Annotated in this window: 22 protein-coding genes; 12 read left to right on the plus strand and 10 right to left on the minus strand. The window is 59.2% G+C overall.

Going from position 1 to position 22,735, the window contains the following annotated elements:
* The first annotated feature begins 8 nt into the window (after window positions 1-8).
* The 7 genes from EQV96_RS19345 to EQV96_RS19375 are packed head-to-tail and all read left to right on the plus strand — an operon-like array spanning window position 9 to window position 6,477.
* Complete coding sequence (locus tag EQV96_RS19345; protein ID WP_095001045.1) at window positions 9-1,235, plus strand: type II and III secretion system protein family protein; 1,227 nt, start codon at window positions 9-11, stop codon at window positions 1,233-1,235.
* The gene (locus EQV96_RS19350) at window positions 1,232-2,437 is read left to right on the plus strand and encodes a pilus assembly protein (protein ID WP_095001046.1); all 1,206 of its coding nucleotides are present in this window, start codon (window positions 1,232-1,234) and stop codon (window positions 2,435-2,437) included. The genes EQV96_RS19345 and EQV96_RS19350 overlap by 4 nt, the downstream gene beginning before the upstream one ends.
* Window positions 2,434-3,708, plus strand: coding sequence for a CpaF family protein (locus tag EQV96_RS19355; RefSeq protein WP_095001047.1), 1,275 nt, complete (start codon window positions 2,434-2,436; stop codon window positions 3,706-3,708). Before EQV96_RS19350 ends, EQV96_RS19355 begins: the two co-directional genes overlap by 4 nt.
* A 10-nt stretch (window positions 3,709-3,718) precedes the next feature.
* Window positions 3,719-4,603 (plus strand): type II secretion system F family protein, encoded by an 885-nt coding sequence (locus tag EQV96_RS19360; protein ID WP_095001048.1) that lies wholly within the window; start codon window positions 3,719-3,721, stop codon window positions 4,601-4,603.
* Between the two features lies 1 nt (window position 4,604).
* Window positions 4,605-5,489 (plus strand): type II secretion system F family protein, encoded by an 885-nt coding sequence (locus EQV96_RS19365; RefSeq protein WP_240882264.1) that lies wholly within the window; start codon window positions 4,605-4,607, stop codon window positions 5,487-5,489.
* A gap of 14 nt (window positions 5,490-5,503) precedes the next feature.
* On the plus strand, window positions 5,504-6,193 hold the full coding sequence (locus EQV96_RS19370; protein ID WP_095001050.1) for a tetratricopeptide repeat protein: 690 nt from the start codon (window positions 5,504-5,506) through the stop codon (window positions 6,191-6,193).
* A gap of 17 nt (window positions 6,194-6,210) precedes the next feature.
* The gene (locus EQV96_RS19375) at window positions 6,211-6,477 is read left to right on the plus strand and encodes a DUF3613 domain-containing protein (RefSeq protein ID WP_095001051.1); all 267 of its coding nucleotides are present in this window, start codon (window positions 6,211-6,213) and stop codon (window positions 6,475-6,477) included.
* A 155-nt stretch (window positions 6,478-6,632) separates the two neighbouring features.
* Here the strand turns inward: EQV96_RS19375 and EQV96_RS19380 are convergent, their stop codons facing one another.
* Window positions 6,633-7,409, minus strand: a complete 777-nt coding sequence (locus EQV96_RS19380) for a response regulator transcription factor (RefSeq protein ID WP_240882265.1) — start codon at window positions 7,407-7,409, stop codon at window positions 6,633-6,635.
* Between the two features lie 117 nt (window positions 7,410-7,526).
* Window positions 7,527-8,000: a prepilin peptidase gene (locus tag EQV96_RS19385; protein WP_095001053.1), complete on the minus strand. Its 474-nt coding sequence runs from the start codon at window positions 7,998-8,000 to the stop codon at window positions 7,527-7,529.
* A 71-nt stretch (window positions 8,001-8,071) separates the two neighbouring features.
* Between EQV96_RS19385 and EQV96_RS19390 the strand changes: the two genes are divergently transcribed.
* Window positions 8,072-8,515 carry a TadE/TadG family type IV pilus assembly protein gene (locus EQV96_RS19390; protein ID WP_095020824.1) on the plus strand — a complete coding sequence of 148 codons (444 nt, stop codon included), beginning with the start codon at window positions 8,072-8,074 and terminating at the stop codon, window positions 8,513-8,515.
* Entirely contained in the window at window positions 8,505-11,249 is a 2,745-nt protein-coding gene (locus tag EQV96_RS19395) for an ATP-binding protein (RefSeq protein ID WP_240882266.1), read from the plus strand. The genes EQV96_RS19390 and EQV96_RS19395 overlap by 11 nt, the downstream gene beginning before the upstream one ends.
* 128 nt (window positions 11,250-11,377) lie before the next feature.
* Here EQV96_RS19395 and EQV96_RS19400 read toward each other — a convergent pair whose 3' ends face one another.
* The 7 genes from EQV96_RS19400 to EQV96_RS19430 form a co-directional block, all read right to left on the minus strand.
* A complete protein-coding gene (locus EQV96_RS19400; protein ID WP_240882267.1) occupies window positions 11,378-13,384 on the minus strand; it encodes a pilus assembly protein TadG-related protein in 2,007 nt (668 codons plus the stop codon).
* Between the two features lie 234 nt (window positions 13,385-13,618).
* Window positions 13,619-14,206, minus strand: a complete 588-nt coding sequence (locus EQV96_RS19405; protein ID WP_095001057.1) for a DUF4136 domain-containing protein — start codon at window positions 14,204-14,206, stop codon at window positions 13,619-13,621.
* A gap of 28 nt (window positions 14,207-14,234) precedes the next feature.
* Window positions 14,235-14,849, minus strand: coding sequence for a DUF4136 domain-containing protein (locus EQV96_RS19410; RefSeq protein ID WP_240882268.1), 615 nt, complete (start codon window positions 14,847-14,849; stop codon window positions 14,235-14,237).
* Between the two features lie 23 nt (window positions 14,850-14,872).
* Entirely contained in the window at window positions 14,873-15,622 is a 750-nt protein-coding gene (locus EQV96_RS19415; protein ID WP_240882269.1) for a methyltransferase domain-containing protein, read from the minus strand.
* Window positions 15,619-15,924, minus strand: a complete 306-nt coding sequence (locus EQV96_RS19420) for a nucleotide pyrophosphohydrolase (RefSeq protein WP_095001060.1) — start codon at window positions 15,922-15,924, stop codon at window positions 15,619-15,621. The genes EQV96_RS19415 and EQV96_RS19420 overlap by 4 nt, the downstream gene beginning before the upstream one ends.
* A 201-nt stretch (window positions 15,925-16,125) precedes the next feature.
* Window positions 16,126-16,980 carry a MaoC/PaaZ C-terminal domain-containing protein gene (locus EQV96_RS19425; protein ID WP_240882270.1) on the minus strand — a complete coding sequence of 285 codons (855 nt, stop codon included), beginning with the start codon at window positions 16,978-16,980 and terminating at the stop codon, window positions 16,126-16,128.
* A 3-nt stretch (window positions 16,981-16,983) separates the two neighbouring features.
* A complete protein-coding gene (locus EQV96_RS19430; RefSeq protein ID WP_095001062.1) occupies window positions 16,984-18,336 on the minus strand; it encodes a 3-oxoacyl-ACP reductase in 1,353 nt (450 codons plus the stop codon).
* A 122-nt stretch (window positions 18,337-18,458) separates the two neighbouring features.
* On the opposite strand from EQV96_RS19430, the gene EQV96_RS19435 reads away from it, so the two are divergent.
* A complete protein-coding gene (locus EQV96_RS19435) occupies window positions 18,459-19,733 on the plus strand; it encodes an acetyl-CoA C-acetyltransferase (protein ID WP_095019798.1) in 1,275 nt (424 codons plus the stop codon).
* Between the two features lie 50 nt (window positions 19,734-19,783).
* Here the strand turns inward: EQV96_RS19435 and EQV96_RS19440 are convergent, their stop codons facing one another.
* Window positions 19,784-20,836 carry a bile acid:sodium symporter family protein gene (locus tag EQV96_RS19440; protein ID WP_095019799.1) on the minus strand — a complete coding sequence of 351 codons (1,053 nt, stop codon included), beginning with the start codon at window positions 20,834-20,836 and terminating at the stop codon, window positions 19,784-19,786.
* 82 nt (window positions 20,837-20,918) lie between these two features.
* On the opposite strand from EQV96_RS19440, the gene EQV96_RS19445 reads away from it, so the two are divergent.
* On the plus strand, window positions 20,919-21,713 hold the full coding sequence (locus EQV96_RS19445) for a helix-turn-helix transcriptional regulator (RefSeq protein ID WP_095020828.1): 795 nt from the start codon (window positions 20,919-20,921) through the stop codon (window positions 21,711-21,713).
* A 126-nt stretch (window positions 21,714-21,839) separates the two neighbouring features.
* A complete protein-coding gene (locus EQV96_RS19450) occupies window positions 21,840-22,733 on the plus strand; it encodes a PA4780 family RIO1-like protein kinase (RefSeq protein ID WP_016783575.1) in 894 nt (297 codons plus the stop codon).
* Window positions 22,734-22,735 lie beyond the last annotated feature (2 nt).

Below are 22,735 nucleotides of genomic sequence, written 5' to 3' on the forward strand. Positions count from 1 at the left end.
AAACCAACATGAGCCACCGTTGCCCTCCACTTTATAAACGCGCTTTCTGGACGCTGCTGCTGAGCAGCTTGCCCCTGGAGATGGCCTTGGCCGCAGGCGAAAACTGCGCGGCATTCAACGCATTGCCTTCGGTATTGGAAGTGGCCCAGGGGGCCCAGAAGGCCATGGGCTTTCCGGTGAACATCTCGCGCATTGCCGTGGGCGACCCCACCATTGCCGATATTCGCTCCAATGGGCCAAACGCTTTTTTGCTCACCGGTATTGCCTCGGGCACCACCAGCCTGATGGTCTGGAGTGCCTGCTCGAAAGAGCCGCACCAGACCATGCTTTTCGTCAAGGGCAAGGCCGCCTCGGGGCTGACCGGTACGACGTTGCCGCCCTCCGAAGACCCGACCTTGCCGGTGCAGGTGCAAACCGATATCCGCTTTGTCGAAGTCAGCCGCACCAAACTGCAGGAAGCCAGTACCTCGATCTTCGGTATGGGCAGCAACTTCCTGTTCGGCTCGCCGGGCTCATTCCTCAGCACCGCTGAAGGGATCATCACCGGCGGTCCGGTGGCCAACGCCAAGTATTTCAACATCGGCTTTGGCGGCGGCAAGGTCAGGGCCATGATCAATGCCCTGGAAGGCAGCGGCTTTGCCTACACCCTGGCGCGTCCCAGCCTCGTGGCCATGAGCGGGCAGAGTGCAACCTTTCTGGCCGGTGGTGAAGTGCCAATCCCGGTGCCCAGCAGCGGCAGCGATAACGTGTCGATCGAGTACAAGGAGTTCGGTATCCGCCTCACGCTGACTCCGACCGTGGTGGGGCGTGATCGCATCATGCTCAAGGTGGCCCCCGAAGTCAGTGAGCTGGACTACACCAATGCGGTGAATATCGCCGGCACCCTGGTTCCGGGCCTGACGGTTCGACGCACCGATACCAGCATCTCACTGGCCGACGGCGAAAGCTTTGTGATCAGTGGCTTGATCAGTTCGCGCAACAGCTCCCAGGTCAACAAATTCCCGGGGCTGGGCGACATTCCGATTCTTGGCGCTTTTTTCCGCGACTCCAATATCAGTCGTGAAGAGAAAGAACTGCTGATGATCGTCACCCCGCATCTGGTCCAGCCACTGGCTGCCAATGCGGCACTGCCGACGATGCCCGGGGAGCAATTGCGCAATTACGACCCTAACTGGTATCGCCTGTATTTCCTGGAGAACGGCAAATTCAATAGCCGTAGCGGGTTATCTCAATGAGCCAAAGCCTAAGCCAGACATTTCTCGCGCTGACGCGCAACAACACCGATCTTGAGTGGCTGCAGGGAGCATTAGCGCCGTTGGGTCAAGTGGTGGGTGCAGGCACAAGTAGCCTGGATGAACTGCTGGCCCTGGTTGATGTGACGTTTGCCGGCCTGATATTTGTGGGCCTGGATCGGGACAAGGTAGTCAACCAGTGCGCGCTGATTGAAGGTGCTCTGGAAGCCAAGCCCATGTTGGCCATCGTTGCCCTGGGCGACGGTATGGATAACCAGCTGGTACTCAATGCCATGCGCGCCGGGGCGAGGGACTTTGTGGCCTACGGTTCGCGCTCCAGTGAAGTGGCGGGGCTGGTACGGCGCCTGAGCAAGCGCCTGCCACCTGTGGCACCGAATGCCCAGTTGGGTGGTCTGAGCGTGTTGTTCAGTGCGCAATGCAATGCCGATGGTGCATTGCTGGCCAGCCACCTGGGGCTGGTGGTGCAAAAGCACGATCAAAAAACCCTGTTTCTGGACCTGGGCGTGCCCCGTGGTGATGGCCTGGCCGTGCTGGGCCTGGAAAGCTCGTTCTTTTTCGGTGATGCCCTGCGTCATTTGCGGCGCCTGGACAGCACCTTGATTGACAGTGCCTTTACCAAGACTGCCAGTGGCTTGCGGGTGTTGGCCCACAGTGACAGTGACGAACCGCTGGAGCAAACCAGTGCCGCCGAACTGTATATGTTGCTCAGTGCCTTGCGTCAGCACTTCCAGCATATTGTGGTCAACCTCACCGGTCAGCCTGACAGTGAAGCGCTGCGTACCTTTGCCACCCATTGCGACAGCCTGCTGTGGTACACCGACCAAAGCGTGCTCGATTGCCGCCGCAATCTCGACGTACTCAGCCGCTGGCGGGCCAAGGGCATGAAGTTCGAGCATACGGGCTTGTTGATCGACCGCTATATGAGTGGCGTTGCTCCCAATGCCGATGCCCTGGGTAAAAGCTTTGGCCTGCCGGTGCTGACAACACTCCCACCCAGCCCGGAGCTGCGCATCAATGCCAAGAATCAGGCCACCACCCTGTTTGACCTGGCCCCGCGCGAAGCCCTGAGCCAGGCTTTGAAAAAACTCGGTGAACGGTTGGTCTTGCGTTCACAGGTGCCTGAGCAAGCGACTTCCAAATCGGGTACCTGGCTGAACCTGAACCGCCTGTGGGGGGCCAAATGAGCAATGAACAGCTGTTTGGCTCAGGCCTGTACAAGGATGGTCGTGCGGACCATGACGGCCTGAAACTGGTGCTGCACCGCTATATCATCGATGCCATTGAAGAGACCGGAAAAAACCTGCTGGAAGGTTCCCGGGTGTCTTTGGCCCAGTTTGTTACCGAGCGGGTAGCCGAGTATGTGTCGCGCCTGCATCTGGCTATTTCCCGTTATGAGATGGAGCGTCTGGCCGAGGAGATCGTCGACGAACTGACCGGATTCGGCCCCCTCGAAGTGCTGCTGCGCGACCCGGCCGTGACTGAAATTCTGGTCAACGGCCCCCATCGGGTGTTTGTCGAACGCGAGGGTCGACTTAGCCAGAGCGATCTGCGCTTTATCGATGACCATCATGTGGAACGGGTGATGCAGCGTATTCTGGCGCCCCTGGGGCGGCGTCTGGATGAGTCCTCGCCGATGGTCGATGCGCGCCTGCCCGATGGCAGCCGGGTCAACGCCATCATTCCGCCCATTGCCCTGGATGGCCCGTGCCTGTCGATCCGGAAATTTCGCAAGGACATGCTGCAAAGCAGCGACCTGGTGGCCATGCAGACCATCGACCAGGCAATCTTTGAATTCTTCCAGGAGGCGGTGGGCAAGCGCTGCAACATCCTGATCAGCGGCGGTACCGGTACCGGTAAAACCACGCTGCTCAACATCCTCAGCCAGTTGATCAACCCCCATGAGCGCCTGGTCACCATCGAGGACGTGGCTGAATTGCAGTTGGGCCACCCTCATGTGGTGCGCCTTGAAACCCGCCCGCCCAATGCCGAAGGGCATGGTGAGGTGAAATCCAGCGACCTGATCCGCAACGCCCTGCGGATGCGTCCGGACCGCATCATCCTCGGCGAGATCCGCGGTGTGGAAGTGCTCGATGTATTGACCGCGATGAACACCGGTCACGATGGTTCCATGAGCACCGTCCACGCCAACACCGCACAGGATGCCCTGCTGCGACTGGAAACCCTGGTGGGTTTGACCGGGCGTACGGTGGCGGAGAAAACCTTGCGCCAGATGATCTGCGCCGCACTGGACGTGATTATCCAGCTGACGCGCATGCCCGATGGCCGCCGTTGCGTCAGTGAAGTGCTGGAGGTGGTGGGGGTGCGTGACGATGTGTATGTGACCAACACCCTGTTCCGTCTCGACAAGCGCACCGGCTTTGGTTTTATGCGCGAGGCCTTGAACCCGGCAAGCGACAAGTTGCGTCGTGACCCCGTCCTGAACGCCCACGGCTGAGGCACTGCATATGAACCCGGCCTTACTGCTTTTTACCATCAGCTTCCTGATGTTCGCGCTATCGCTGAATCTGGTGTATCGCGCCCTGACCGACCCGACTACAGGCCGTGTGCTGGAGCGTCTGGGTGAAGGCCAGCCGCAGTTGCTGGAGAAAGCCCAGGGCGTGGCCTGGCTGGACCGGGCTTTTTTGCAGGCAGGCCTGGGGCGCCCTTCAGAGCGTCTGGGTTTGTGGCTGTCGCTATGGGCCGCTGCGGTGATTGTGGCGGGCCTGATCGGTGGCTGGGTGTTCTTGCTCGCGTTGCTGGTGTTGCCGCCGGTGCTGCTCAAACTCTTTGTCAGCTGGCGTTACCACCGCCGGGTTCGGCGCATGGTTGAGCAACTGCCATTGCTGCTCGATCACTGCGTGCGCAGCCTCAAGGCCGGACGCACCTTGGCCGATGCGGTGTTGACCGCGATCGAGGCATCCAGCGACCCGCTCAAAAGCAGTATCAGCCGGGTATCGCGCAACGTGCAGATGGGGGTGAGCCTGCCCGAGGCAGTGAACGACTTTGCCGAGCTTTATGAACGTGATGAATTTCGCATGTTTGCCCTGGGGCTTAAGGTCAACCATCGCTACGGTGGTAATGCCAGTGAGTTGCTGGAGAACCTGATCGTGCTGATTCGCGAGCGTGAGCAGGGGGCGCGCAAGTTGCGCGCCATGACCGGTGAAACCCGGATGACGGCGCTGGTATTGGGCTCGTTGCCGGTGTTTGTGGTGGGTTTCTTTATGGTGACCAACCCCAGCTACATGCTCAAGATGTGGCAGGACGGCGGAGGGCAGCAGATGCTCCTGACCGCAATGGCCATGCAGATAATCGGCAGTGTGGCGCTGTGGCGCATGGTACGGAGCGTATGACATGGCCTTTTTGATTTGTGTGGTGTTGCTGCTGGGCGCCATGGCGCTGTTGATCAATAACGTGGTTCAGGATCGCATGAGCCAGCAACGGGTCATGCAGCGCCTGGATGGTGGCAAGACCGGCCCCGGCAAGCTCAGCCTGTGGATGCGGGCGGTGGGCAACAGCAAGTTTGGCCAGCGCTCGGTGTCGATGGACAGCGAAACCCAGACTCTGCTCAACCGCATCGGCTGGCGCACCGCCAGTCAGCGCTCGCTGTTTGCCGCTTTTCAGGTTGGCACCCCGATAGCTTTTGCCGGGCTGGTGTTCTTGGGCTATGAGCTGTTTTTTCCGCGTTCGGGCAATCTGCTGGTGGTGATGCTGTTCTCCCTGGCTTTGGGCTATCTGATCCCCAAGCGATTGTTGGCCTATGCTGCAAAAAGGCGCCAGCAGGAAGTGGCGATCGAAGTTTCAACCTTTATTCCGTTGCTGCGCATTCTGTTTGAGTCGGGCATGGCAGTCGAACAGGCGCTGCGGGTGTTGAGCCAGGAAGCGCGGCACCTGCTGCCGGTACTGACCGGTGAGTTGCGGGTGATTCTGGCCCGGGTCGACTCGGGGCTGGAGTTGAATCAGGAACTGAGCAAAACCGCGAGTCTGCTGGATGTAGACGAGTTCAATGACACCTGCGTGATTCTGCAGCAATTGATTCAGCAGGGTGGTGGCGCGATGAAGTCATTGCAGGCACTCAAGGAGCTGCTGGATGACCGTCGTTTGACCCGCATGGAGGAATATATCTCCAAGATGTCCGCCAAAATGTCGGTAGTGATGATGGTGTTTCTGTTCCCCGCTTTGATGATCGTCTTGGCCGGGCCGAGTTTTGTCGCTATCTCGCGAGCCTTTCTCTCTTGACCAGGGGTATGAACATGAAAGCTGTCATCGTCGTGTGCGGGCTGCTGATGCTGGGCGGCTGTGCCACAGGAGGTCAGAGTAATCCGCCGTGGATGGCCATGGGCGGCAGTTGCACCAAGTTGAGTGGTGACCAGGAGCTGTCACTGAACCTGGCCGATGATATGGCCAAGGAAGGCAAGCTGCACGCCAGCCTGGCCAACCTGCAAAACCTGCCGCAGGGGTCGGCGCAGGTACAACTGCGCAAGGCACGGATTTATCGCCAGTTGGGCCGCGATGAGGCCGGGCCGCTGTATCAAGGGTTGCTGGGGTCGTGCCTGGCAGCCGAAGGGGAGCATGGCCTGGGCCAACTGGCAGCCGGGCACGGTGACAACGCCCTGGCGATCACCCATCTGGAGCGTGCGGCACAAATGGCGCCGACCGATGCCAAGATCCGCAATGACCTGGGTGTGGTTTATCTCAATCAACGGCGGGTTGATGAAGCGCGGTTCGAGTTTTTGACCGCTCTGGAGCTCAAGCAGGATGAATCTCCGGCGGCATTGAACCTGGTGACCTTGCTGATTTATCAGGACCAGTGGAAGCAGGCCGCAGAACTGGTAACCCGCGCGGGCCTGACCCCCGAACAGGTAAGTGATGCCCAGTACCGGGCACAAGCTTTGAAAGCTCAAGCCAGGACCGCCAGCAACCAGGTGGCTGTCGTCAAATAACGCGTTGGAGGTTTGCCATGACTTTATCTATTCGTGTGGGGGTGCTGCTGGCCCTGATGCCGCTGGGTGCGCTGGCTATCGAGCCTGGCCCCACCCCCAGAACCCAGCAGCAAACCGAGAACTGGCTGCAATTGCAAGTGAGCGGCAGCGTCCAGTCGCCCATCCACCAAACGGCTACGCCGGCGGAGCGTGAGCTCAGCCTGCAGCGCTGGCTGGACAGTTATAAACATGAAATCCCCGAGTACTACGGGCAGAAAGAGGGTGGCAAGGCCAGCCAGGAATAAGTTCTTTCCTGCAATAGCGGGCCCCCACAGGCAGTAGGCGGCGCAAGAGCTGTGGGAGCGGGCTTGCCCGCGATGGCAGCGGTGCGGCGTCACTCACCCGCCGCGCCAGTTGTATCGCGGGCAACTCGCACCGCTACAGTGAAGTGATCAGGTAGCTAGTGCGCAGTTTGCCGATGGGCGCCGGCGTTTGGCGACAGGGCCAGTTGGGTGCGGTTGTTCATATGGGTCAGGCGCAGCACTTGCGACACATAGAGCTTGACCGTGTTTTCGGTGATGCCCAGGTCACAGGCGATCTGGTAGTTGGTCTGGCCCTTGCTGACCAGCTTGGCGACGTCCAGCTGGCGTGGTGACAGCTGTTTGAAGATCGTCGGGATCTGTTGCCAGGGGCCTTCACCTGGTTCCTGGCTGTTCAAGGGGTGAGTGGCAGCTTGCGGAGGGCGCCGGGCGGACTCCATGTCCTGATACAGGTCATCGATGGATTCGGCCAGGAATTGCAATTTCTGGTTCAGGTGGCCCAGCTGATCGCTCTTGTGGCGTTCACGCAAAATAGCTTCCTGGCGCTGGATGCCCTCGAGCAGCTCATTGAGGTCGACCGGCTTTTGATAGTAGTCGGCGATGCCGATACGCAGGGCCTTGATCACATCCTGTTTATCGGCGCGACCGGTCAACAGGATGCTTTCAAAGGCGCGGTGTTTGCCGGCCAGTTTTTGCAACTGCTGGGTCAGTTCGATGCCGTTCATGTCGGGCATGTGCAGGTCGCAGAGCACCAGGCCGATTTGCGGGTCGGCCACAAACGCATCAATGGCTTCACGGGTTGTATTGCAAGGCACGCAACGGTAACCGCTGCTTTCCAGAAACTCGCACAGTTCTTCGACAATCAACGACTGATCGTCGACTACGAGCACTTTTATTAGGGGGTTGGGCGTGTTCACGTGGTTCTCCTTCCTGGTAAACCAATCAGGGACATCTTGGTCCACATACTTGCGGTGATTGAATTAAACGTAGACCTACTTTACGACTATGTACAAGGTATTAATCCCTCGTAATGACTAGTGAAGCAGAGCCATTGTCAGGGTAAAACCACCGAACAGGAAGGGTGCAAAGGGAAGCTTTTTTGACACTGTGGCGCCTTTCGCAAGCGAGAGCGTCTTAACTTGTTGATTTATTGACGGCAGTATTTTTGACGCACAAAACCACCAGATGCCACTACAGATGCCAGCACCGATAACGGTGCCAAGAATTGTCGGACGATCGGTTGTCAGCGCCAGGGCGATCAACAGCTTTACGTCGCCGGCACCCAGCTTGTTCAAGGCATAACCGGGCAGTGTCAGCACCAGCGCGATCAGCAGCGCCCAGCCTCCTTCGGTTGCGCTTGCTCCCAGCCAGGTGTGACCGGTCCACAGCAGATACAGCAGCGCCAGCGCTGCGCCACCCAACGTCAGGAAGTTGGAAATATGGCGTTGGAGCAGGTCTTGAATGGAACAGGCCACAAACCAAAGCAACACAACAGCTAACTGGATCACGTAAAGAGCCTCCGTTTTTTACCAATGATTCTATGATGATATTACTGTCGACAGTCAGGGTAGACGCAGTCATGAAAACAAGACTTGGCAAAAAGCAGCAGGGCGCGGCGGCGATTGAGTTCGCGCTGGTGTTTGTGATTTTTTTTGCGGTGCTTTATGGCGTGCTCAGCTACAGCTTGCCCCTGCTGTTGGTGCAGTCATTCAACAATGCGACGGCTGAGGCGGTGCGGCGCAGCATGGCGGTGGATCCGACGGCGGCCAACTATGGCGGGCTGGTGGAGACGTTGGCCAAGAGCGTATTGAACGAGAAACTGGCCTGGGTGCCCACTGCGGTTAAAGGCAGCCTGGTTCCGGCCGCGACCTATAACCCGACAACCAAAGTGCTGACTGCCAGTGTGACCCTGCCTGCTACGGCGTTGACCACCATCATGCCGGTGCTCAAATTGGGAACGATCACAGTGCCTAGCCTGCCAACAAATTTGAAAGCCGAATCGAGTGCTCAACTTGTCCCCTAGCGAAGGGCTGTTCGGGCGCTTGTTGGGACGGACCGACGAGCGCTTGCCTGAATCCACCGATCCGCAATCACGCACCCATGCGGGTATCCAGCTGATGCTTGATCCGCTGGGGCACGTCATTGAAATCCACGGCCTGCAGCGCTACGGCCTGGCGCGGGGCAGCGACGATGGTTCACCGCGCCTGCTCCTGAGCTATCTGGTGCCGGGGAGCACCCTGGCGCTTGAAGGCGTACCGGCAGACTGGGTTGGTCACAGTCTTGATCTCGACTTCCAGTGTGCGGGGCTGCGTGTGGTGCATACCCGGGGCTGGGTGCAACCCCAGGGGGGCAGCTGGCTTTTGCAGTTGCTGGATATCAGCGACCTGCGCCTTGGCAGTGAGCAGGCCCGCAGCCGCGAGCGCTGCACGCAACTGATCCTGGGGCTGGCCGGGCAGTTGCGCCAGTGCAGCGCGTCGCGTCTGTCCGAGGTCATGCACGAAGCGCTGCGCAGCGTCGCCCAGCATGGGCGTGTGCCCTGTATGGCGCTGGCGCTGCGTGAGGGTCCACAGGCTTCCTGGTATATGCACAGCACGTATCACGCCTTTGATGCGCCGCAACTGTGGCTGCCCGAACAAAACCTTGGCAGCCTGCTCGACCCGCTTTGCGGAACCTCACCCCAGCGTGTCGAGCGCGACGGTAACCCGCGATTAAACGATTTGTTTGGCAATGCCGATGGTGTGCTGGTGCCTTACAGCGACCAGCAAGGCTTGTGTGCCTGGTTGATGCTGGGGTTTTACCCGGCGTCCCTGCACGGCCCGCAAATGAGTGAAAGCGACTGGATGCAGGTGTGCGCTGCCCTGGCCGCACCACTGCTGGACCGTTTACGTGAGCAGCAGCATCTGCAGCAAAGCGAGCGCATGGAAGCCCTGCAAGGCCTGCTGGGCACCGGCTGGTGGGAATGGTCGAGCACCAGCGAACTGCTGGAACTGGCTCCACAACTGGCCATCAACCTGGACGCTGTGGCCGAGCCGCAGGCCATGACCCGCCAGGCATGGCTGGCGTTGTTTCACCCGGCTGACCGTGATGAACTTAGCGGTCGCTTCAATGAACTGCTGGAACATGGCAAAGAATTATTACTGTTTGCCCGGGTACATGAGCCACAGGCCACAGAGCCTGCCCGCTGGTACCGGATTCAGGGCCAGGTGCTGGGCAGCGGCACCCGGCGGCGCATCGTAGGTTTTATGCTGGATGTCAGCGATATCAAAAACCAGCAGCAACAAGTCGCCGCCGCCCATGCGCGGCTGGACAACCTGATCGCCAGTTCCCCGGCGGTGATTTATGTACAGCGTTATGTTGAAGGCGCGCTGGTACCGGCATTTTTCAGTGACAGCCTCAAGCCTTTACTGGGCTGGACGCTGGAGGAATGTACCAGTGAAACCTTGATCGAGTGGGTCCATCCCGATGACCTCGAACAGTTTTTTGGCCGTACCCGGCAGTTGCTGCGCGAAGGCAGCGCCCGCAACCGTTATCGCCTGCGCGATCGGCGCGGCGATTATCATTGGTTGCTGGATGAGGCCAAGCTGTTGCGTAACGACCTTGGTTTGCCGGTAGAAGTGGTCGGCTTGTGGCTGGATATCACCGAAGCCACCGAAGCGGCCGAGCGGGTCAAAAACAGCGAGGAGCGTTATCGGATACTGGTTGAGGACTCACCGGCGATGATCTGCCGTTACCTGCCCGATCTGACCCTGACCTTCGGCAATCAGCCGCTGGCCAGCTACCTGGAATGCACCACTGCGCAACTGCCGGGCATCAACCTGAGCAGTTGGCTATCCACTGAGCAGCGCGAGGCCTTTGTGCAGCGTATTGCCGGCTTGACTCCGCAGGCACCGGTCAGCACGGCGGAAATCAGCCTGCAACTGCCGGGGCGTGAATATGCCTGGTGGGTGTGGTCGGACCGGGGCATTTTCGACGAGCAGGGTAACTTGCTTGAAGTGCAGGCCGTGGGCCGCGACAACACCGAAGTGCGTCGCTCGCAACAGCAACTGACCCACAGCGCGAAAATGGCCACCCTGGGCGAAATGGCCACGGGGCTGGCGCACGAAATCAACCAGCCGCTGAACGTGATGCGCATGGCCGTGGTCAACGTGCTCAAACGCCTGGGTAATGGCGATGCGCAGATCGATTATTTGCAAGACAAACTCACCCGTATTGACGGTCAGATCCAGCGTGCGGCGCGGGTGGTAGACCACTTGCGGGTGTTTGGCCGTCGTTCCGAAATCGAACAGCAAGTGTTCAACCCGGCGCAGGCCATGGAAGGCTCTGTAGCCTTGCTGGGTGAGGGCTTGAGGGGCAAGGGTGTGCAATTGCGCAGTGAGGGCCAGGCTTGCGCTGTGCAGGTGCGCGGCCATGTGGATCAGTTGGAGCAAGTGCTGATCAACCTGATGGTCAATGCCCGTGATGCGCTGATGAGCAAGCGTGAAACTGACCGCGACTTTGAGCCCTGGATAGCCCTGAGTGTTGAGTCCGATGCGCAAAGTGTGCGCTTGTGGGTGGATGACAATGCGGGTGGCATCGACCCGCGGTTGCTGGAGCGGATCTTCGAACCGTTCTTCACCACCAAGCCCATTGGCCTGGGCACCGGCCTGGGGTTGTCCGTGAGTTACGGCATTATCGACAATATGGGCGGGCGGCTGAGTGTCAGCAATACCGAGCATGGCGCGCGGTTTTGTGTGGAGTTGCCCCTGGTAGCAGCCTGAATTCAGCGTTCCACCCTTCATGTGGGAGCGGGCTTGCTCGCGATTGCATCACCTCGGTATATCAGATGTACCGAGGTGCCTGAATCGCGAGCAAGCCCGCTCCCACAAGGTATTGCACTCCATTTAGGTCAAAGCACCAGCTGGGCGCGGCCACCCTGGTTGCAGGAGAGGTTGGCGCCGACTTGAACGTCTACCAGGCTAACCCCAAGCAATTTAAGGACGTTATTAAGTATAGGGGTTAACAGCGGGTTCAATACATTCAGGATAAGGGGAGTCAAGATATTCGTTACGCCGGTGATGAGCGATTCAGCACCGACAATCAAGTTTCCAAGAGGGTTGCTTTGAGTCGGCGTGTAAGCTTGTATTTTTACACCGGCCAAGGTGTTTGCCAATGAACTTACAATGTTTGGATTGCTTGGCATGGCTTGCAGGCTGGAAGCGTCTTTTATGTTAGCAGGTACCGCGAAAAGTGGAGCGCTACTTGAATATATCATGCTGCCTGTGGATCCAACTACCGATGTACTGGTTGCAATGCCAAGTCCGCCCCCGGCAAATGCAACGCGGTCAACGCAACTACCGATGCCTAAAAGTTTCTGGCAGGTTTGAATGCCAATATCTACCAGTGGGGCAGGGGTATAAGCGGGCGGGGTAGAGCTTGAAAAGGCAGCTGTCGCATCGATGAGGCCTATTCGGATATCCGCCAGCGAAGACTCTGTACGAAGCGTCAGGCTTTTGGTTTGGTTACTTCCACTGGGGCAAGTGAAGTCTGTGACATAGGCTGTTGCCCCGCCGGCATCAATACTGATGTCGATGTGTGGGGACGCGACGAGTTGAGGGTCGATCTGTTTACATTTTTTTCCCAGCAAACAAAGTGTCGAATCAAGGGTTGTCACGAGGTTTAGTGAAAGCACACCACTTAAAACCGAGCTGAGGCTACCGATTAGCCCGCTAAGGGCATTGACTATTCCCGCTGCACCCGGAAGTCCATTAATATGGACAGAGATCAATGTTCTTACTTGGGCCGTGCGCACATAAATACGATTTGCGCCAAGTGGATCCGTTTTGGCTAGTCGAGGATCACCCATTGCAGAAAACTGTTGGGGTTCGATGATTTTAGCCTGGGTAGTGACGTTGGCGATGCCCAGCAGGCTGACGGGAAGCGTGATCGCAAGTCCGCTATTTTTATTGGCGGCCTGGATAGAGGCTTCCAGAAACTGGATGAGTTGCAGGTTTGCATCCAGCCCGGAACTCGGAGTGCCGCTCTGAAGTTTAAGAATGTCGCCGAGTTTGAGTGGGGTGGAGTTAATACCAGGTACTTTCAAATTTCCCAGTGCTGTTTTGATGTCTGCGGTTGCGCCATTGTTGTTAGCCACCGTAATAGCTGTGGTGAGAAATTGAGTGAGGTTTGTACTGGTTGATAATAGTTGGTCGTAGTTGCCCGCTGAGATGTGAAGGTCTAGCGCAAGTTGGTCCATGAACTTGAGCAAGTTAATATCGCCATTGATTAGCCCGTTCCATCCCGCAATACTGAGTACTACATCGGAGCCAAGCAGCTTGGAAAATAGAGCGTTAAGTGCTGATGCTTCGCTCTGTGATGAAATCGTCACAAGAGTACTTCTGATACTGATTTGAGCCAACGGCCCCCCTCCGACACTCCCCACCGCACTCGCCGTCAAATTGGTATTCAGATTAAACCCGTTTTTGGAAAACATACTCCACAAGCCCCCGGCCACGCTGGTCGGCACAGTGGTGGTGGCGATTACGCGAATGGCATCGGATTTGGTTGCGTCGGCAGTGAATACCCGCAACTGGCTACTGTTGGTGCTCAGGGTGCCGCAAGTGGTGTTTACTTTTTGCACGCTGCCGGGGGTGAAGCTGTTGCGAGTGGCACTCTGGTTGGCGAAACCGGCAGCAGTACTGGCGCCAGCACAGTTACCGCCCCGACTCACCGCCTCCAGCACCGCCATATCCGCCACGCGCTGCAACTTGCGCTGCTCCAGGTACAGGCGCCCGCTGTCGACCACCAGCAGCATAAACAGCAGCACCATGCCCAGCGTCACGGCAGCCATCAGGCCGATTGCGCCATGCTGCTGCCGGGGACCATAAAAACCCATACCGCGTAGTTGGGGAGACATCGAGCACTCCTGATGCTGGAACAGTGCCCAGCGCTAACTCTCCAAAGTTTCAGCGAGTGTAGACAAGAAGTGATCGGTGCGCTGGCCAGTTGCCAGTTTTATAAGCGCGATGTGAGCGGTTAATCAAAAGACAACGACAAGTGGTCAGAAAAGCAGTGTAAAAACCAACTTGCTCACGAAAGTATTAATACCAACTTACTTATATACATCGTGAGCAAGTTAATGCTGCGTAACTTACTTAGGCGGATACGTACTCAGGATCTTGGTGACTGCTTGCTGGATTGCAGCACTGCGTTCAGCCGGGGTCGGGCTGCTGTCGACGACTTTCTCTGCACTCCCTCGCCACACCAGCTTGCCGTCTTTGGCATCGATCAGGTCGATCTGCAGCGTACCAACCTGGTAGACCACGTTGCGGGTTTCGTTATACATCGGTGCGCCCCAGTAACCTTCCCACGGGCCGCCCCAGTAACCCCCCCACGGCCCACCCCAAGGGCCACCGTAGCCGTAGTTGGTCACCACCTGTTCCTGGCGGTTGGCCACGATCAGCCAGGTTTGCACCAGCAAGTCCGGCTTGCTGCCTGCCGCTACCGGGCGCAGGCCGCGCTGGTCCAGCTGGCTGCTGACGGCCTGGACAATGCGCTGCTCGGTCAGGTCGCTTCTAAGCATCGGGTTGTTGGGTTGGTATTGCACGGCAGGGTCTTTCCAGGCCCAGGTACGGAACTGGGCGAAATCGACAGCAGGGTTGTAATCATGGCTGACCTGCATGGTTTCGCAGGCACTGAGCAGCAGGGCCAGGCCCAGTAATGCAATGCGACGAAGCATGATGATTTCTCCACTTCACTATTGAGACTCAATGGGGAGGGTAAGCCTGTACTGCCTTGTTCAGTGATTCGCGCAGGGCGTCACTGCGTTCGCTCAGGCTGCCTTTACTGCTGGTTTCTGCACTGGAACTCCACACCGGCTGGCCGGTTTTACCGTCATACAGGTTGAGTCGAACCACGATGACCTCAACCTCATAAGTACGTATGACGGGGACAGAGTTGTACATGCCGTATTGGCTGCCGTAGCGGCCGTAACCGCTGCCGTAGCCGGCCCCGTAACCATAGTCGTCCTGTACCTGGCGCAAGCGTTTTTCGGTGTGCAAATCAGCACTGACCCAAAGATCCGCCGGACGGTTGGGTTGTGCCGGGCGCAAGCCGCGCTGGTCCAGGGCATTGTTAACCGCTTCGGCGATTTGCGCCGAGTCGGCCCATGCCGTGCCAACCGGCAGCCGACCATTGAGCCAGGCCCAGCTCTGGTAGCGCCCGTAATCCCGTGGCGGGGCCGGGTAGGCACTCAAGTCCAGGGTATTGGCTGCCTGTGCCGGAGCCGGAGGCATGGGCATTGAGGTGGCGGTGTACGGGTTGGGGCTTTGGCAAGCGCCCAGCCCCAGGCTCAAAACGATCAAGGCAACGCGGCGATACATCATGCTCTCCCCCGCAGGGCGATTTAAACCGGGCGACACACCCAATGAAGATAACGTCCCAGCCCGGCAAACGCAGGGTGGCGACGGTGGGCCAGCTCCATTTCAACCAGGGCTTCAAGCTCGGCGCGGGCCTGGAACTCCATTGGCATGTAATCGTGAAACACCCGCACGCCGCTTTGGGTTTCGACCTGCCACAGCCCTTCGAGTGCTATGGCCAGCTCCCGTGGGTCGAGTGGCTGCTGCGGGGTGAGGCTCTGTTTTTCGCCGGCCATGTCGTTCTTGCGCATCTTGCGAAAGTGCCCCTTGAGCAAGTTGCGATAGATCAGCGCGTCGCGGTTGTAAAACGCCAGCGACAACCAGCCATCTTTGGCGGTCAATTGATGCAGCACCGGCAGGATCGCGTGGGGCTCGGCCAGCCACTCCAGCACGGCGTGGCACAACACCAGATCGTACGGTTGAGTCAGTTGGCCGAGCAGCTCCTGCCACGGCGCCTGAATAAAGGTGCCAGTCTGGCCAGCTTCGGCAAAACGCTGGCGGGCGCCTTCCAGCATCGGCGCGGCCGGTTCGGCCAGGGTCACATCGTGACCTTGCTGGGCCAGCCACAAGGACATATGGCCCAGCCCGGCGCCGATATCCAGCACCCGCAACGGGCGTTTGGGCAGGGCTTCCTGCAGGTCGGCCTGGAGCACGGCCAGACGAATCGCACCCTTGGCGCCACCGTAGATTTTCTCGGCGAAGCGGGTGGCCAGTTGATCGAAGTGACGGTCACTCATTTGTTGAAACGCCTTTCATTGTCGGCCAGTTTATTGCGTACCACTTCATTCATGTCCAGGCCCAGTTCGGCACAAAGCAATACCAGGTACAGCACGATATCGCCCACTTCCTGGCCGGCGTGGGTGAGCTTGTCGGCAGGGAGCTGGCGTGACTGGTCTTCGCTCAGCCACTGAAAGATCTCCACCAGCTCGGCCATTTCGACACTGGCGGCCATGGCCAGGTTTTTCGGGCTGTGGAACTGCTTCCAGTCGTTGTTATCGCGGATGCGATGCATGCGTCGGGTTATTTCGTCGAGGTTCATTGCGGGCGTGCTCTCCAGAAGGCGCAAAGCTTGCGACCGAACGGGGATTGGTGCAAGTGAAAGGCACGGGCAGCCCAGCGGGATTTTCGGCTCGCATGCCATCCTCTGTGGGAGCGGGCTTGCTCGCGATGCAGACGCCGCGGTTTAACAGGTAAAACGCGCGGATACCATCGCGAGCAAGCCCGCTCCCACAGGGGGTGGTCAGCTAACCGGTCGCCAGTTGCCGATCAAGTGCACCAGGCCGTCATGGCCATTGAGCTGGAAGTCGCCACTGGAGCCCGCCTCACTGCTGAGCAAAATCACTTCGCCGGGTAAGCGCACCGGTTTTTTGAAGGCAACAAAAACCTCAACATTGGCCGCCGGCAGGTGCGAATTGAGTGCCGCCAGCGTTCGGGCTTTTATCCACAGGCCGTGGGCAATTGCACTGGGCAGGCCAAACAGCTTGGCGCTGGCGGCACTGAGGTGGATGGGGTTGTAGTCGCCCGAGACTTTGGCATAACGCCGGCCAATATCGGCGGGGGCATACCAGCGGGTCAGTTCGCTCAGGGCCACCGGCGCAGGATCGTTGATTTGGGGCAGGTCGCCCGGCAGTTCCACGCCTTTGCACAGCAGGGTGCTTTCGGCCTCCCATATTGGCCCCAGCAGATCGTCAACCTGGGTGACCACCTCAAAGGTCGCGCCCTTGGGGTGTTTTTGCAGGTTGTGTACATATACCCCGATGCGCAGCTGCGTCACGCTGCCCATCGGGCGCAGCAGACGGATCCGATTGTTCAGATGAATCAGCCCCAGCAGCGGGAAGGGGAAGTCCTTGGCAGTCAGCAACTGCATTTGCAGACCGAAGGCCAGGATGTGTGGATAAGTGGGCGGCAGCAATGGGCTTGGCACCAGGTCGCAAACATCGCGAAACGCCGCCAGGGCCTTGGGCTCCACCTCGACCCAGCAGCGCAGACCTTGCTCAGGCAAGGGGCTGGAGGTGATCTTGCGCCGGGCCGCGGCATGGGCGTACAGCGCGGGCAAGTGCGGTGGGCCGCTGAGGTCGAGCCATTTCACGGTCATGGCTTATGCTCCCAGAATACTTTGGCCACACACCCGCAGTGCCTGGCCGCTGAGCGCGCCCGAACCCGGCTGGCCGAGCCAGGCCACAGCCTCGGCGACGTCCTGGGGCTGGCCACCCTGGCCCAGCGAACTCATGCGTCGTCCCGCTTCGCGCAGGGCAAAGGGAATATGCGCGGTCATTTGGGTTTCGATAAAACCCGGGGCCACGGCATTGATACTGATGCCACGCTCGCCCAGCGACGCTGCCCAGGCCTGAGCAAGGCCGATCAGCCCGGCCTTGCTGGCGGCGTAGTTGGTCTGGCCGCGATTGCCGGCGATACCGCTGATGGATGCGAGCAGGATTACCCGGCCGTTATCGCGCAGGGTGCCGCTATCAAGCAGGGCCTTGGTCAGCACTTGCGGGGCGTTGAGGTTAACGGCGAGTACCGAGTCCCAGAATTCCGGGGTCATATTGGCCAGGGTTTTATCACGGGTGATACCGGCGTTGTGCACCAGGATATCGATACCATCGGCTAGTTGCCCGGTCAGTTGTTCTGCGGCATCGGCGGCACAGATGTCCAGGGCGATGCTGTGCCCGCCCAAGCGCGCGGCCAGCGCATCGAGATCGCTCTTGGCGGCCGGCACGTCGAGCAGGATCAGTTCGGCGCCATCCCGGGCCAGGGTTTCGGCAATCGCGGCGCCAATGCCACGGGCCGCACCGGTAACCAGTGCCTTGCGCCCGGCCAGGGGGCGAGTCCAGTCCTGCACCTGGTTGGCGCAGGCCTTGAGGCGCAGCACCTGGCCGCTGATAAAGGCACTTTTTGGCGAGAGAAAAAAGCGCAATGCGCCTTCAAGCTGATCTTCGGCCCCCTCGCCGATATACAGCAGTTGCAAGGTACTGCCGTTACGCAACTCCTTGGCCAGCGAACGACTGAAACCTTCGAGCGCACGTTGCACGCTGGCGGCAAAAGGGTCGCTTAATGTTTCAGGGGCACGGCCCAGGATCACCATATGAGTACAGTGCTCGAGATTGCGCAGCAGCGGCTGGAAAAATTCGCGCAGTTGCTTGAGCTGCCCGGTGTGCAACAGCTCGCTGGCGTCAAACACCACGGCCTTGAGCTTTGGTCCCTGGCCTGGAATCCACGGTGTGGCATGCAAGGGTTCAGGGCCATAGCTGAACACCGCATCGGTGAGTTTGCCGCCAAAGCGGGCCACCTGTGCGGCAAGCGCACCGCCGCCAATCAGCAGAGGGCCTTCGACGGGGCGCAGGCGCCCGGCCTGCCAGCGCTCCAGTCGTCCCGGTGACGGCAGCCCCAACGCGCCGACCAGCCGCTGGCCGAGGGATGAGTTGACGAAGTCGATATAACGGTCTGACATGGAACACTCTCCGACAGGTGGGGTTCAAAGGGTTGACCACAAACAGACCGTGGTCGTTCGTTATCGGCAATAAGGCCTACGCTGGTAACGATTAATGGATTTAAGAGAATAGGGTGAATCGTATGAGTCTGCGTCGTGTAGCAATTATTGGTGGTAATCGAATCCCGTTTTCTCGCGCCAACGGGCCTTATGCGACTGCCAGTAATCAGGACATGCTGACGGCGGCGCTGGAAGGGCTGATCGAGCGATACAACCTTCACGGGTTGCGCATGGGCGAAGTAGTGGCCGGGGCGGTGCTCAAGGATTCGCGGGATTTCAGCCTGACCCGCGAATGTGTGCTGGGCTCGCGGCTGTCGCCGCAAACTCCGGCCTATGACTTGCAGCAGGCCTGCGGTACAGGGCTTGAGGCGGCATTGCTGGTGGCCAACAAGATTGCCCTGGGGCAGATCGAGTGCGGGATTGCCGGTGGTGTGGACTCTGCCTCCAATGTTCCGATCGGCATCAATGACGGGCTGCGCAAATGGCTGCTGCAGTTCAATCGCCTCAAGGCACCTGTGGACAAGCTCAAGGCGTTGCTGCAATTGCGTCCGGGCTTTTTGAAGCCCGAATTTCCACGCAACGGCGAGCCTCGCACCGGGCTGTCGATGGGCCAGCACTGCGAGTTGATGGCGCAAACCTGGAACATCCCCCGGGTTGAGCAGGACGAGCTGGCGCTGCACAGCCATCAGGCACTGACGGCGGCTTACCACGCCGGCTGGGAAGATGATCTGCTTACGCCATTTATGGGCCTGAGCCGTGATAACAACCTGCGTGCCGACCTGACCCTGGAGAAACTGGCCGCCCTCAAGCCCGTATTCGAGCGCAGCGCCAAGGGCACGTTGACGGCGGGCAACTCCACGCCACTGACCGATGGTGCGTCGACGGTCTTGTTGGGCAGTGAAGAATGGGCCAGGGAGCGCGGCTTGCCGGTCTTGGCGTATTTGCGCGATGGTGAAACAGCTGCTGTAGATTTCGTACACGGTGCAGAAGGGTTATTGATGGCACCGGTATACGCCGTCCCACGGCTGCTGGCGCGTAATGGCCTGACCTTGCAGGACTTTGACTACTACGAGATTCACGAGGCATTTGCCGCGCAGGTGCTGTGCACCTTGAAGGCCTGGGAGGACGAGCCTTACTGCAAAAGCCGGCTGGGGCTTGATGCAGCGCTGGGGGCGATTGATCGCAGCAAACTCAACGTCAAGGGCAGTTCCCTGGCGGTGGGTCATCCGTTTGCGGCGACGGGCGGGCGTATCGTGACCAATATGTCCAAGCTGCTGGCCACCGCCGGGCAGGGTCGAGGTTTGATCTCGATCTGCGCGGCGGGCGGGCAGGGTGTTACTGCAATAATTGAGCGATAGCCGTCTGTGGGAGCGGGCTTGCTCGCGATGGGCGCAATGCGGTGTGCCTGTTACGCCGTGGCGTCGGCATCGCGAGCAAGCCCGCTCCCACCCGAGATGTTGTTGTGTTTGGCTTCTGCGCGACTGCGCGTGGCATAACTCTCGGCCATCACCGAACACACGATCAACTGCAGTGGGTGGTAGATCATGATCGGCAATAAAATCAGGCCCAGCCCCGGGTTGGTCCCGAAAATCAGGGCCGCCATCGGCGCACCCGCCGCGAGGGATTTCTTGCTGGCGCAGAACACTGCAGCGATTTCATCTGCGGTGCTGAATTTCAGGGCGCGGGCGGTGCGGGTGGTCATCCACAGGATAATCGCCAGCAGGACCGCACTGCCGACCAATGCACTGACAATCACCGAACTGCCCTGCTGTTGCCACATGCCCGAGACCATCGAGTTGCAGAACGCGGCGTAAACCAGCAGCAGAATCACCACCTTGTCGCAGATATTGGTGTAGCGCTTGTGCCGGGCAAAAAAGCGTCCGCACAGCGGGCGAACCAACTGGCCCAGCACCAGCGGCAGCAACAGCATGGCGCACAGGTCGAGCAGGGTTGAACCCAGGTCGATGCCCCCTGCGCCGCTGCCCACCACGAAGCTGACCAGCAAGGGTGTCAGGAAAATCCCCAGCACGCTGGACAGGCTGGCGTTAAGAATCGCTGCCGGCACATTGCCTCCAGCACTGCCGGTCAGTGCCACCGACGAGGAAATGGTCGAGGGCAGGGCACACAGGTAGAAAAATCCCAACATCAGCAACGGCGGGATATGGGCGCCCAACAGCTTGTTGGCGACCACCCAGATCAGCGGGAAGACGATAAAGGTAAAGCCCTGCACCATAACGTGCAGGCGAATGTTTTTCAGGCCGTGACTGATCTGCTCACTGGACAGGTTCACCCCGTGCAGGAAAAACACCAGAAACACTCCGATATTGATCACCCATTCCGCGTGCATTGCGCCGCCAGTGCTACCGAAATGCGGAAACACATAGGCCAGGAAAGTCGCCAGCAGCATGCCGCACAGAAACCAGTCGGTGAACATTCGTTTGAGATGTTTGAGTACAGGCATTGTCGGCACCGCAACATTGTAAGAATTGATGACTTAGCCTAACGTCGCAGCAATCTGTCGTCTTGCGATATAAGGCCAATCAATGCCGCCAAACGGACAACGTGGGCTGCCGCGTGCCATTCCGGTACTCGATGCCCTGCCACGACCCCTGTATGCCCGGGCCGAAAGCCTGGGCGCGGGCTCGTGGACGCCGCGCCATCGACACGATTGGGTGCAGTTTTCGTACGCCATTAGTGGTGTGCTGGGCGTACATACCGACGAGGGCAGTTTTTTTGCGCCCCCGCAGTGGGGTATCTGGATTCCGGCCGGGCTGGAGCATGAAGTGATCACCTCGATGCGCGCTGAAATGCGCAGCCTCTATGTGCGCCGTGAGGACTGCCAATGGGCGCCGGGGCAGTGCCGGGTACTGGAGGTCACGCCGCTGGCCCGGGAGCTGATCAAAAGCTTTTGTGCGCTGCCCGTCGACTACCCCGAGGACGGGAGCTGCGAGCAACGCTTGGTGGCGGTGCTGCTGGACCAGTTGGCAAGCCTGCCCGAGGTCGGTTTTTCACTGCCGTTGCCCCGTCATGAACGTTTGCTGGTGCTGTGCAATGAGCTGGTCGAAACCCCTGATGCCGAGGCGAACCTGGGCCTGTGGTCGGATCGGCTGGGGATGTCCGAAAAAACCCTGATGCGTTTGTTTCAACGTGAAACAGGCTTGAGTTTCCGCAGTTGGCGGCAGCGGGTGCGTCTTCTGTCATCGTTACGGGTGCTGGAGGAGGGCGGTCATGTCACGCGGGCGGCGCTGTCTTGCGGGTATGAATCAACGTCGGCGTTTATTGCGGCGTTTAAAAAGATGTTCGGCTTTACCCCGGGTGACTTGTTTCGACAGGGTTAAGTCGGTGCTCAAAACGTGTTGCTCGTCTATCATTCAAATCGTTTGCCCTCTCCCCGTGGTGAGTGGATTGCCGTATAACGAATGACATTCGCGTGTTTGGTAATAAAGGACCCACAATAAAAGCTGATGAAGACTCCAAAACGCTTAGAACCCCTGATCGAAGACGGTCTGATCGACGAGGTGCTGCGCCCACTCATGAGTGGCAAGGAAGCAGCTGTATACGTAGTCCGCTGCGGCAATGAGCTGCGATGCGCCAAGGTTTACAAGGAGGCCAACAAACGAAGTTTCCGCCAGGCCGCCGAATATCAGGAGGGTCGCAAGGTTCGCAACAGCCGTCAGGCCCGAGCGATGGCCAAGGGCTCGAAGTTCGGTCGTAAAGAAACCGAAGATGCCTGGCAAAACGCCGAGGTAGCGGCGCTGTTTCGCCTGGCCGGTGCGGGTGTGCGGGTTCCTAAACCGTTCGACTTCCTCGAAGGCGTGCTGTTGATGGAACTGGTGGCGGACGAGTACGGCGATGCGGCTCCGCGTCTCAATGACGTGGTGCTGGAGCCGGATCAGGCCCGCGAGTACCACGAGTTCCTGATTCAGCAAATCGTGCTGATGCTGTGTACGGGGCTGGTTCACGGCGACTTGTCCGAGTTCAACGTTTTGCTGACGCCAACCGGCCCGGTCATCATCGACTTGCCCCAGGCGGTCGATGCGGCGGGTAACAACCACGCCTTCAACATGCTGGAGCGTGACGTGGGCAACATGGCTTCCTATTTCGGGCGTTTTGCGCCGGAACTGAAGAAGACCAAGTACGCCAAGGAAATGTGGGCACTATACGAAGCTGCCACCCTGCACCCTGGCAGTGTGTTGACGGGCGAGTTTGACGAGCCGGACGAGCTGGCGGATGTCGGCGGGGTTATGCGCGAAATCGAAGCTGCACGTCTGGACGAAGCTTTCCGCCAGGCAGTGCGTGCTGCCGATGATGCGCCACCGAGCAAGGCTGAAGAGCCACCACCCCCGTGGATGCAGTAATT

This window comes from Pseudomonas sp. TMW22080 (assembly GCF_022496745.1).
GTDB lineage: Bacteria > Pseudomonadota > Gammaproteobacteria > Pseudomonadales > Pseudomonadaceae > Aquipseudomonas > Aquipseudomonas bubulae.

What these genes read in the sequence shown, in the direction of transcription:
- EQV96_RS19435 (WP_095019798.1), top strand. Translation starts at nt 18,459, where the DNA reads ATGAGTCTGCGTCGTGTAGCAATTATTGGTGGTAATCGAATCCCGTTT.
- EQV96_RS19370 (WP_095001050.1), top strand. Translation starts at nt 5,504, where the DNA reads ATGAAAGCTGTCATCGTCGTGTGCGGGCTGCTGATGCTGGGCGGCTGT.
- EQV96_RS19375 (WP_095001051.1), top strand. Translation starts at nt 6,211, where the DNA reads ATGACTTTATCTATTCGTGTGGGGGTGCTGCTGGCCCTGATGCCGCTG.
- EQV96_RS19350 (WP_095001046.1), top strand. Translation starts at nt 1,232, where the DNA reads ATGAGCCAAAGCCTAAGCCAGACATTTCTCGCGCTGACGCGCAACAAC.
- EQV96_RS19360 (WP_095001048.1), top strand. Translation starts at nt 3,719, where the DNA reads ATGAACCCGGCCTTACTGCTTTTTACCATCAGCTTCCTGATGTTCGCG.
- EQV96_RS19425 (WP_240882270.1), bottom strand. Translation starts at nt 16,980, where the DNA reads ATGACCGTGAAATGGCTCGACCTCAGCGGCCCACCGCACTTGCCCGCG.
- EQV96_RS19390 (WP_095020824.1), top strand. Translation starts at nt 8,072, where the DNA reads ATGAAAACAAGACTTGGCAAAAAGCAGCAGGGCGCGGCGGCGATTGAG.
- EQV96_RS19400 (WP_240882267.1), bottom strand. Translation starts at nt 13,384, where the DNA reads ATGTCTCCCCAACTACGCGGTATGGGTTTTTATGGTCCCCGGCAGCAG.
- EQV96_RS19365 (WP_240882264.1), top strand. Translation starts at nt 4,605, where the DNA reads ATGGCCTTTTTGATTTGTGTGGTGTTGCTGCTGGGCGCCATGGCGCTG.
- EQV96_RS19405 (WP_095001057.1), bottom strand. Translation starts at nt 14,206, where the DNA reads ATGCTTCGTCGCATTGCATTACTGGGCCTGGCCCTGCTGCTCAGTGCC.
- EQV96_RS19440 (WP_095019799.1), bottom strand. Translation starts at nt 20,836, where the DNA reads ATGCCTGTACTCAAACATCTCAAACGAATGTTCACCGACTGGTTTCTG.
- EQV96_RS19450 (WP_016783575.1), top strand. Translation starts at nt 21,840, where the DNA reads ATGAAGACTCCAAAACGCTTAGAACCCCTGATCGAAGACGGTCTGATC.
- EQV96_RS19420 (WP_095001060.1), bottom strand. Translation starts at nt 15,924, where the DNA reads ATGAACCTCGACGAAATAACCCGACGCATGCATCGCATCCGCGATAAC.
- EQV96_RS19415 (WP_240882269.1), bottom strand. Translation starts at nt 15,622, where the DNA reads ATGAGTGACCGTCACTTCGATCAACTGGCCACCCGCTTCGCCGAGAAA.
- EQV96_RS19355 (WP_095001047.1), top strand. Translation starts at nt 2,434, where the DNA reads ATGAGCAATGAACAGCTGTTTGGCTCAGGCCTGTACAAGGATGGTCGT.
- EQV96_RS19345 (WP_095001045.1), top strand. Translation starts at nt 9, where the DNA reads ATGAGCCACCGTTGCCCTCCACTTTATAAACGCGCTTTCTGGACGCTG.
- EQV96_RS19430 (WP_095001062.1), bottom strand. Translation starts at nt 18,336, where the DNA reads ATGTCAGACCGTTATATCGACTTCGTCAACTCATCCCTCGGCCAGCGG.
- EQV96_RS19445 (WP_095020828.1), top strand. Translation starts at nt 20,919, where the DNA reads ATGCCGCCAAACGGACAACGTGGGCTGCCGCGTGCCATTCCGGTACTC.
- EQV96_RS19410 (WP_240882268.1), bottom strand. Translation starts at nt 14,849, where the DNA reads ATGTATCGCCGCGTTGCCTTGATCGTTTTGAGCCTGGGGCTGGGCGCT.